The 10618-nt window shown below is 31.2% G+C and carries 9 protein-coding genes; 3 read left to right on the forward strand and 6 right to left on the reverse strand.

The features are described from left to right. Positions 1–85 precede the first annotated feature (85 nt). The 5 genes from WAF17_RS22510 to WAF17_RS22530 all read right to left on the reverse strand — a co-directional run bounded on the left by WAF17_RS22510 (position 86) and on the right by WAF17_RS22530 (position 5093). Entirely contained in the window at positions 86–1426 is a 1341-nt protein-coding gene (locus tag WAF17_RS22510; RefSeq protein WP_338770359.1) for an APC family permease, read from the reverse strand. Between the two features lie 140 nt (positions 1427–1566). After that, entirely contained in the window at positions 1567–3831 is a 2265-nt protein-coding gene (locus tag WAF17_RS22515) for a multicopper oxidase domain-containing protein (RefSeq protein ID WP_338770420.1), read from the reverse strand. After that, positions 3832–4035 carry a hypothetical protein gene (locus WAF17_RS22520; protein ID WP_338770362.1) on the reverse strand — a complete coding sequence of 68 codons (204 nt, stop codon included), beginning with the start codon at positions 4033–4035 and terminating at the stop codon, positions 3832–3834. 100 nt (positions 4036–4135) lie between these two features. Beyond that, positions 4136–4456, reverse strand: a complete 321-nt coding sequence (locus WAF17_RS22525; RefSeq protein WP_338770365.1) for a four-helix bundle copper-binding protein — start codon at positions 4454–4456, stop codon at positions 4136–4138. Positions 4457–4541: 85 nt separating this feature from the next. Further along, complete coding sequence (locus WAF17_RS22530; RefSeq protein WP_338770368.1) at positions 4542–5093, reverse strand: DUF305 domain-containing protein; 552 nt, start codon at positions 5091–5093, stop codon at positions 4542–4544. A gap of 378 nt (positions 5094–5471) precedes the next feature. Here WAF17_RS22530 and WAF17_RS22535 point away from each other — a divergent pair, with 378 nt between their 5' ends. From WAF17_RS22535 to WAF17_RS22545, 3 genes are all read left to right on the forward strand, one after another. Next, entirely contained in the window at positions 5472–5672 is a 201-nt protein-coding gene (locus WAF17_RS22535; protein WP_338770371.1) for a hypothetical protein, read from the forward strand. A gap of 155 nt (positions 5673–5827) precedes the next feature. Further along, positions 5828–6094 (forward strand): hypothetical protein, encoded by a 267-nt coding sequence (locus tag WAF17_RS22540; RefSeq protein ID WP_338770374.1) that lies wholly within the window; start codon positions 5828–5830, stop codon positions 6092–6094. Continuing rightward, on the forward strand, positions 6082–6480 hold the full coding sequence (locus tag WAF17_RS22545; protein ID WP_338770377.1) for a transposase: 399 nt from the start codon (positions 6082–6084) through the stop codon (positions 6478–6480). Before WAF17_RS22540 ends, WAF17_RS22545 begins: the two co-directional genes overlap by 13 nt. A 175-nt stretch (positions 6481–6655) precedes the next feature. Here the strand turns inward: WAF17_RS22545 and WAF17_RS22550 are convergent, their stop codons facing one another. Then, a complete protein-coding gene (locus tag WAF17_RS22550) occupies positions 6656–9961 on the reverse strand; it encodes a DEAD/DEAH box helicase (protein WP_338770380.1) in 3306 nt (1101 codons plus the stop codon). Positions 9962–10618 lie beyond the last annotated feature (657 nt).

Raw genomic sequence — 10618 nt, forward strand, 5'->3', positions numbered from 1 at the left:
GACAAGGTTTTACACTATTTTGCTATTTAGCTTCAAATAACTCAACATACACTATTTATTTTTGATTAAATACCTTATCTAAAAACTACATGTCTTTGTTTTCTCCTTCATTTTGTTCTGTTTTTTTCCAATACAAAAACCATTTCTCACTAGCAAAAACTAGAGCTATTCCAATGATAGAAACAATAACTACAAAAATATCAGTAGTAGCTTTGACCCATAAAAAGGCTATTAATACAATTAAATCAAGTAATAATGCAGATAATAGTATAAATCCCTTTGCCTTTACCTCTTTTCTTAAATGTTTAAAAACGCCCCAATGAACTATCATATCCATTATTAGATAAAAAATTGCTCCAATAGAGGCAATACGTGATAAGTCAAAGAAAATAGTTAGAGTAATCGCAATGACCACAACGTAAATTAGCATGTGTTTTTGAATACTTCCTGACATTCCAAAATGACTATGTGGTATCAAATTCATTTTAGTAAGCATAGCTGTCATACGAGAAACGGCAAAAATACTAGCTATTATTCCTGAAATAGTGGCTATAATTGCTATTGCTACTGTAAAATAAAGTCCATAATCTCCAAAAGCAGGTCTAGCTGCTTGTGCTAAAGAATAATCTTTTGCTTTGATTATTTCAGAAATAGATAAACTACTATTGACAGCAATGGCAACTAAAAAATAAATAATTGTACAAATTACTAATGAAACAATAATTGACCTACCAACGTTTTTGTGAGGATTAGTAATTTCGCCTCCACTATTAGTAATGGTCGTAAAACCCTTATACGCTAAGATAGACAAGGCAATCGCTCCTATATATTCAGGAAAAGAATGGCTATTATTATCAATTTTACTTGGAATTAAGTCTGGAAAGGTAAAACTTGCTGCCCATAAACCTCCTAAAGCAAATACTATAATTCCTACAATTTTGATAAATGCCATAAACTGAGAAGTTTTTCCGATTATCTTATTTCCCGAGATATTAATAATATAAGCAAACACTAATAAACCTACTCCTAATGCAGGAACCCATATATTTGTGTTATCAACTTCAAATAGTTGCAAAGTATAAGAACCAAATGTTCTTGCTACTAAACTTTCATTTATTATCATAGAAAATGCCATTAACACAGAAGCAGAAGCAGTTAGAGTTGTTTTTCCGTAGGCTTTCATCAAAATCATTGCAATACCTCCTGAAGAAGGATACGCATCAGAAACTTTGATGTAAGAATAAGAACTAAATCCAGAAATAATAGCTCCAATAATAAAAATATAAGGAAACCAAGTTCCAGATAACTCTGCTACTTGTCCTAAAAGAGCAAAAATTCCTGCACCAATCATTACTCCAGTTCCAAGAGCTATTGCACCTTTAAGGGACAGGCTGTCTTTTTTATAATTTTCCTGTTCTTCTTTCATGTAATTTTAATAGTTGTTTGCATACGTTACTCTAAACTTTTAGTCAGAATTTTCTATTTGTAAAAATACTTTTACTATTTTTTTTGCGTTAGGAATATTAAAATAATAAACTAAACAGTTCTCCTTCCTTAATCACTATTTTAGTACATAATTTGTAAACCTGCACCCCAACCATAACGGTTATCATAATTAGCAGAAATTCCAAAATATTGTCCTAAAATATAACTTGTTCCTACTGTATATCTAAATTCATCTTGATTGATAAGATATTCTAGACTTGCATTTGCTCTCCAGCGTTTGGTAAGTGGAAAATCTTCTCGTTCTAATTCGATTTGCAAATTTCCTTCATGGTCAGTTCTGAAATCTGACCAAATGTGCATCGGTAAGAAATAACGAATTCCGACTAACCCTTTTACTTTTGCATCAGGCAAAACCTGTTCTTCACTTATTATATTTGTTTCTTCTTGTTCTAATTCTGTACCTACATAAGCTATAAAAAACTGTTTTGGTCCAAAATAGTGCATTGCTTTCACATTCAATTCTATCTCATTAGTATAGTTTGTATTTCCTTCAATACTAATTTCATTTCGGAAATTAAAAATACTTGCGTCTGCCCAAAGTCCATTACTTTGCACTCTTGCATTTGCCATCAAATACCAGTTTTTATCTTCACTAGCAAACCTTCTATACCCTGCATTTGTCGTAATCATAGGCGTAGAATTGGTATAACTGACTACTCTAGCCATTCCAGACATCATGTGATAAAGTAGATGACAATGAAAAAACCAATCTTTTTCCTCAATCGCATCAAATTCTATAATTGTGGTTTCCATTGGTGCAACATTTACAGTATGTTTAAGAGGAGAAAAATCATCTTGTCCATTTATTACTCTAAAAAAATGTCCGTGCAAGTGCATGGGGTGGCTCATCATGGTTGTATTGTGCATAACAAAACGAACCGTTTCACCTTTTGTAATCTTGATTTTGTCAGCTTCTGAAAGTGGCGTATTATTTATCATCCAAACATAACGCAACATATTTCCACCCAAATATAAATGAATAACTCTTACAGGTTGGTCTTCATTTATCTTTGTCGAGGTTTCTGATTTGAGCATCGTGTAATCAAAAATGGTTTCATCAGGATTCTGTTTTTTGAGCTGTTTGTAACCTGTCATCATTACACCCATTGGCTTGAGCATAGATTTCATCCTATTTGCTTTGGGATCATCTTTACTCATCATCATTCCTTCCTTTGAAGCGTCATGGGTTTTTCCTTCTTGCATGTCCATTTTATCATGATTTTGATGATTCATGTTATCCATTTTTGAAGAATCCATTTTCATTTCTTCATTTTCCATTCCCTTTTCTTCCTGTCCCATTTTCATTCCCATTCTATTCATGTCTTCCATCAGAATATCATAATTTGTGGGAGCTTTTGTGCTTTCATACAATCCATTTTCCATTCTATTTTTGGGAGCTTTACCCATTTTCATTTTGGGCATCATTTTCATCATGTCTTTCATTTCGTTTACTAGCGCAAAATAATCTAGTGGAGGTAAATCTGTTGCAGCTTTTTGAGTTGCAGATTTGTCGCCTAACCAAACCGAAGTATATTTGTATCTATCCCACGAAGTAGCACGAAATTCATATTTTTCCGAATTAGCATCTTTAGCATTTTTAGGAATTGTAACTTCAATATCATACGTTTCAGCCGTTGCAATAAGTAATTTATCTACTTCAACAGGCTCAACATCTATTCCATCAGCAGCTACAACCTTCATTTTGCCTCCTGCATAATGTAGCCAAAAATGTGAAGAAGCTGAACCATTAATTACTCTAAGACGAATTGTTTCGCCAGCTTTAAGGTCTTCTATTTCTTCTTTTACTTTTCCATTTGCCAAGAAAGCATCATAATAGACATCTGCCAAATCCATATCAGGCATTCTTTTCCATTCTAACCATGCTTTTGCACCCAAATTCCCTGTTGCAATCGCTTTTCCATAACTCTGAATGGCATTTCTTTTTATGGCATACCAATCTGTATGACGCTTCAAAAGACGAAGAACATTATGTGGATTTTGGTCTGTAAAATCTGAAAGAACAATTACCTTTTCTTTTGTCTTGATTGGCTCTTTTGGTGCAATAGCAATTCCTCCATACAATCCTTTTTGCTCTTGGAACATCGTATGCGAATGATACCAATATGTTCCATTTTGAATAATTGGAAACTTAAAAATATGCGTTTTTCCTGCTTGTATTAGTTCGGTTGTAAGAAGTGGAACTCCGTCCTGTGCGTTAGGTAAAAGTAATCCATGCCAATGAAAAGAAACAGTTCCTTTTGTGTTGTTTTTGACATAAATAAGTGCTGTATCGCCTTCTGTAAAAAATAAAGTAGGTGCAGGAATTTATCCATTAGTGGTCAAAAGTTTTGCTTTTTTTCCTGCTAATTCCATAACTGTATCGCTTACTGTGAGATTATAAACGACAGTTTTGTTATTTATTTTATTAATGGAATGTTTTGAATGGTCGTGTTGTGCAAATGCGTTTTGAGATAATAAAAGGATAGAAATAAAAATAAGAAACAGGGAAGTAAATAATTGTTTTTTCATGATTTTTGAGAGTTTAAAAAATGGATATAAACCCCAAGGTCTTTTAAAAATCTTCTTTAAAAAATCTTAGAGTTTATATAGATATTTAGAAAAAAGTTAATTAAGCTGCCATTTTACGACATTCTTCTGCACATTTACGACATGATTCTGCACATTTTTTACAATGGTCGCCACTATGTTGTCCACATTGCTCGGCACACCAATCACAAATTTCTGCACAAATTCTACAATAGTCTTTTGTCCATTTGCTATCATTTAGCATTGCTTTGATAGCCACTTGACACGAATCAACACATTCGATACAACAACGAGGACAATCATTCATACTTTCTTTGGTTGCCATATTGTACAAACAGCTTTGACAATCGATAAAACATTGCTGACAGGCTTCTATACACGCTTGAAATTTTGAGTTAGACATAATTTTTGGATTTTAGGTTTAAAAATTTAGATTAAAAAATATTGAAATTAAATAAAAGGAATATTTTGAAGATTATATCATCTCTTTATTCGGCTACTTCTCTAGTTTCCTTATCAAGTGAGCCTTTAAAGGACGGAATTGGACGTTTGTTTCTTTCGCTTTCAGTTTCTACTATTCCATTTTCTTCAATATCATTGATAAGCCATTCCATTTCCATAATTTCTCTTCGCTGTGCTTTGATAATTTCATTAGCCAGTTTTCTAACTCTTATATCCTTTATTTGTGAACGTTCACTTGTCAGAATAGCAATAGAATGATGTGGAATCATTCCTTCCATATAGTCAGTACCTGTAACGGTTACTTGACTTCTTACTAACCATATCGAACCTACAATCAAAAGGACACCAAAGGTTAGAATAGCTACATTTATTTTTGTGTTTTTATACATATTAAGCATAAACAATAACATGATAATAATCATAGAACCTCCCATAATCATAGTCATAAAAAGACGGGTTTCACTAAACCAAAAGTGGTCTATAACTTGATAAGAGTGTGTGTACATTAAAAAAAACATAGCAATAATTGAAGTGGCAATCATTGCAAAAAATTTTAAATACTTCTTGTTACTTTCCATAAGTCGTAAAAATTAGGTTAAAAAATAGATAATATTATTTATTATCTATAAAATATAACCTAATAAAGTGCAATACAGTTTTGTAAAATTTTGGAAAGTATTTATACTATTTTGACTTATCTCTATTTCAAAAATTAATCATTATCTATCATTTTTATTTCATTTTTATAACTAAATATCGTGTAACAAAAGTTATTTCACATTACTATCTTTGTATTTAACTTAGTTTTTTCTTCCTCCTATACTAAAATATATGAAAAAGAATCACGTAGAACTAACAAATGAAGACAAAAAAAACTTCAAGAATTATTGAAGAAACGGAGCTTACTAAACCATGTTCACAAACGTGGTCTAGCTCTTCAACTGTTAGCTAAGGGTATGTATTATCAAGAAGTTCAAGACCATTTAAATGTAAATTATGTTTTGTTAAGTAAATGCGCCAAACAGTACAGTTCAGAAGGTCTTACTATGCTTTATGATAAATCACATTCAAGTCGTTCAGTATGTTTTAGTGGAGAAGAATGTGCAAAAGTTACAGCATTAGCATGTAGCAGCCCTGCCATAGGTTATTCTTCTTAGTCTCTTAGGCTTCTTTCTGATAAATTAGTTGAATTAGAAATCATTGAAAGTATTTCTCATACAGAGGTGGGTCGTATTTAAAAAAAAATGAATTACAACCTCACCGAAAAAAACAATGGTATATTGGAAAGTTAAATGCTCTATTTTTAGCACGAATGAACCTCATTCTTCGTTTGTATTTATTACCTTCCAATCCTTTACGATCTGTTTTATACTTTGATAAAAATCTCTGTTTTTTGATTGGAGATACAGTTGAAGGTCTAGCCATAAAGTCTGGGCAAGTGACTAAAGAGAACTATGCTTACACAAAACATGAAGCCTGTTCTTTGTTGGCTATGATAAAGCCTTTGACAGAAAAAGATGTGTTCACATACGACGTAGAAGACGAAAGAAAGAGTTTGCATTGTACATGCAAAAATTAGAAAGTCTTTATCCAGAAGCAGAGATAATTACAGTAGTTTTAGATAATCTAAATACGCATAATGCGAGTTCATTTTACGAAACTTTTGATGTTAGAGAGGCAGCAAGATTAGCTGATAGATTTAACTTTGTTTATACTCCAAAATCAGCTTCTTGGTTAAATATGATCGAAATTGAATTCTCAGCATTGTCAAGACAATGTTTAAACAGATGTATTTCTTCAATTTCTAAACTATCAAATGAAGTGATTGCTTACTTCAAAGAACGTTCAAAAAAAGCTATCAAAATTGATTGGCAATTTAGCAGAGAAACGGCAAGAAAAAAATTGAATAAATACTATACAAAGGTAAATAGTGAAAAAAAAAAACTTTTGTTACACGGTATTTAATAGCAAAGAGTTTTATCTATTTTTCGACGATAAATTCAGCCGTTTACATTAAAAAGGTAATTCAGTAAGATTATATAATCATGAAAAACGATATGTAATTCTTATTTTTTTCTTTTATATGGATATGAATTAGGGTTGAATTGTAATAGGTAAATTAGTCTAATCTATGTCCTTATCAATCAAAATAAGGTTCTCCCAAAAGCTCTGAAAGTGCCGTTTTATAGTCTTTTTCGCCCTTGTAAGCATAAAAATAGGTTTTCTGTCCCTGCTCAACTATTGCTGTTCTTTCGACCTCACAAAGTAACTGTAAGAGTTCTAAACATTTCCGTTTTGAATACCTTTTTTTCTGATGCTGAAAACGATTGATTGCTTCGGTTACTTCTTCTGCTGTCAGTAGTTTTCTTTTGAGTTCTTTAAATACCTTTAGCACTCTCTTAAATTCTTCTACTTGCAACGATTCGGAAATTCCCATACGTTTGCTTGTTTTTCTTTTTAGCATCAACCAATAGGAAATAAACGCCATTTTTCGTTTTCTTAAATCGTTTGTTTTTCGAAGTGTCAAGTTTTCTGTATCTACCAAAATAGATTTCAATGCAGAAATTTCTGTAATTCCTTTTTCGTTACTCGTTTTGAGTAAATACAAATAATGTTTCAAAAGCTGTTCGGTAATCACAAGCTGTACAGGTGTGAGCAAAATAGGATCTTCCATTGAAGCAAAATTTAGTTTTGCTTTCAGTTTTACATCTTGGGTATATTTTTCTACTGAAACGACAAGTTTTTCAAAGTCATTGACAAATAAATGTGCTATTTCTTGCCCTGCTTTGTCTTTTTCGGCTTTTTGGAACTCTTGGTATTGGCTCACATCTTTATTTATATCTTGTTCATAAAATAAAATCTCTTTCGGATTCTCAAAATAAGGACTTCCCTGTTTGTTTTTTTCGTGGGTATATTCGGCAAATATTTCTTGATAATTAATTTGAAAATTCCCTTTTTCTTTATCAAAATAAAGGTATTTAGAAACCTCTGTTTTTAATCTTTCCGTTTCGAAGTCGTGAAATTCCTCTCCGTACTCTAGTTTAGAATTTTGGTATCTTTTGTTGTGAATAACCAAACTTTCAGTAGCAAATTCAATCGTTTTTTCATAATCATAGTCTAAAACCAAATTTTCATCAGGCAAGAAATGAGCATAATTTTGAGTTACAATGATATTTTCTACTTCCATCACATCATAATTTCTAATTCTAGCAATAAACTGACGGTAAGAAGTGGTATCAAAACCTGCTCTAGTCTTATTGAGATAAATATTTGTCGTTTTTCTATCTGTTTCGATATTAAATCCAGCTTCTAATACAGAAGTCGTTATAATAATTTGTTTTTTATCGTTCCATTCAAACGTTGATTTACTTTGAATACTATCAAAATTTTCTTTTTCAGTTGGAGTAAGATCCGTAGAAGCCAAAAAATGAACACCTATTTTTTCTTTTAGCAATAAATTTTGAAGCAAACGAGCCTGTTCGATACTGTTGAGATGAATAATTGCTCTTTCCTCATTTTCTACAATGGTTTTACATTTTTCAAAAGCAAAAGAAGTCATTTTTTTATCTTGACAGAAAATAAGGGAAGACGCAGCATAGTCTTTTTTATCTTTTGCGACAATTTCAAAATGATTTATTTCTGAATTTGGCAAATAGAGTTTTGTAGGTGTCGCACTCATCAATAAATTATGTTCATTTTTGAGTAGTGTTTCTAATAAATTACCAATCACTTTGGGTCTAAAAGTACTATCACTTGTCATTAAATGTCCTTCATCAATGACTAAAAATACTTTTTTGTTGTAAAATTGTGTCAAAACGTGATAGGCATCTGGAAGTTTATCAAAATTGGTATAAATAATATCGTGCTGTTCTGTTTTTAGCCTTTCAATAGCTTGTGAAGCCGTATCTGCTGTAAAAACAATCTTATTTTCATCTCCATTCTGACCAATTTCAAGAGCTTGTTGTTTAGCAATGGCATTTCTAGGCGCAGCAAAAAGAACTACAAAACCTTTTTCATTAAGGAACTTAGTTAAATGATGTTTTACAAAATAACTCTTTCCAATCCCTGTTGGAGCTTGTAAATAGGTAAATTTTGAGTTCTCTAATGAATCTAGAAAGGTTTTATTTTCTACAAGCTGATTACCCAAAAATCCATTTATCTCAATTTGTTTCTTCTTTTCTACTTTTTTCTGACTAGCAAAAAATGCTTTTTGAAGGGCAAAAAACGCTTGATTATCTGTTTTTTGTGTATCTAATCTAAAATGATAAAATAAATTATTGTGTGTTTTGGTTTGTGTGAGCTGCTTACGAATCTCAAAAGTAGAATAACCTCTACCCAAATCATCTAATCCCTTTGCTTTTGAAATTGGATTGATAACTGAAAAAGTAAAACCTAATCCCAAGTGTTTAGCAGCAAAAAATGCCTTTTTGATAGCTGTAAGAAATTGAAGATGGCGAGACGACTTACTTTTGTTTTCAAATGTATCTGCATCAAAAACTAAATGAATGTTTTGATAGCCTAATTTTTTTATAACTGCCTTTGTGTATTCGTCAAAAGTAGCTGTTTGATAGTCTGTTTTGCCATCTTGGTCTTTTTCTGCTGTTGCAGCCAATGAAATACCACCAATTCCAATAAAAGGAAGTCCTAATTTTTTGACCCCAAAAAAGGCTTTAAATTCTCCTTCTGTAATAAAAAGGGTCTTTTGTTCTTGTGTCGTTTCAGGCGCATACGCTAGAGCCGTCAAATACGGATAAGTTTTCGCTCCCTTCGGACTTAAATATTTTGTAGTCTTTCCTTCTTTACTAAAATAGGGTTTTGCTAAACGAATACGCTCAAAAACTTGATGTTGTCCTTCAATCGTATCAAAAATAGCCTTTTTTTCAATATCTGTATATCGAATGCTAATACCTTTGTGCTTATCAAATACAGGCGAAAAATAAATTTCTGCTTCTTCTTTCGAAAGTCCTAGTTCTTTGTAGATACGAGAACGGAAATAAGTCAAAACCTCATTTTCTATTTCTTGACTAGTTTGTTGCTGCTCAAAATAGTTATTTTGAGTTTTTTCTCCAATAGTATAATCAGTAAAACCATAGAGATTAGCTACAAAATCATACGCTTTTTGCTCCGAATAATTTTTTTCGTTTTGCAGAAAATCAAAAACGTTTCCTTTTTCTCCAGTATAGAAGTCGTGAAAATATCCTTTTACAGAAATAGCAAAGGATTTTTTGTTTTTATGAAGATGTGAAGGACTTTTATGGTAGGAAGATTTTCCTGCCAAGTGTGAAAAACCGAGCGTTTCCCACACTTTGGCGTGTTGGTCTGTATGATAAGCAAGACCTTTAACGTAACTGTAAAAGTTTGTTAATGAAGAAAAATTGTGTATAGTGGTAGCAAAGTTTGAATATTGCAAACTTTTTGCTACCTTTGTCGTTGTATTAACTGACATGGTTTTATTGGTTTATTGCTTTGTCGTTGTACTGTTTGACACTTTCGTCGGTGTCATTACTAAACCCTTAATGAGTGTTATACAAGTCTTTAAAAAACACGGTCGTTCAAACCTCGCTCGTTAAAAATATTATAAACCTTTTGTTGTTGGTCGCATCAAAAGGTTTTTTTTATGTCTTTACTTCACTAGAGAATTGTTTTAAAATAATTTAGTTGCTTCATTTGCTATTTTTAGGTATAGATTTGCCTATAAATACAGTTTTTTGCAAATGATATAAGCAAAGGTAATTAAAAAAAGGTAATACTTTTCATTTCCTATGGAAATTAATCCATTTGGATAGGCAAAATAAGTTCATTTTTAGCACTAATTATTATCTAATCTTCTACAAATTATTCAAAGTTTGGTATTTTGTTTGATATTCTTATCCTCTGTTTTATTTTTCTACAAAAAAAATAAAATCTTTTTTATATATTTAGCTAAAAATAATATATAGCTAATATTAAATTTTAGCTAAAAAGTATATTTATTTAATTAAACTTTTTAGCTAAATAATATAAATAATTATTTAGTTTTTTAGCTAAAAACATTTTATATCTAAATAATTTTGTTAGCTGTAAAAATTATTTTTAAATAAAAAATGCTTTAAATAACGTTTAA

It is taken from the genome of Bernardetia sp. ABR2-2B, from assembly GCF_037126435.1.
Taxonomy (GTDB): Bacteria; Bacteroidota; Bacteroidia; order Cytophagales; family Bernardetiaceae; genus Bernardetia.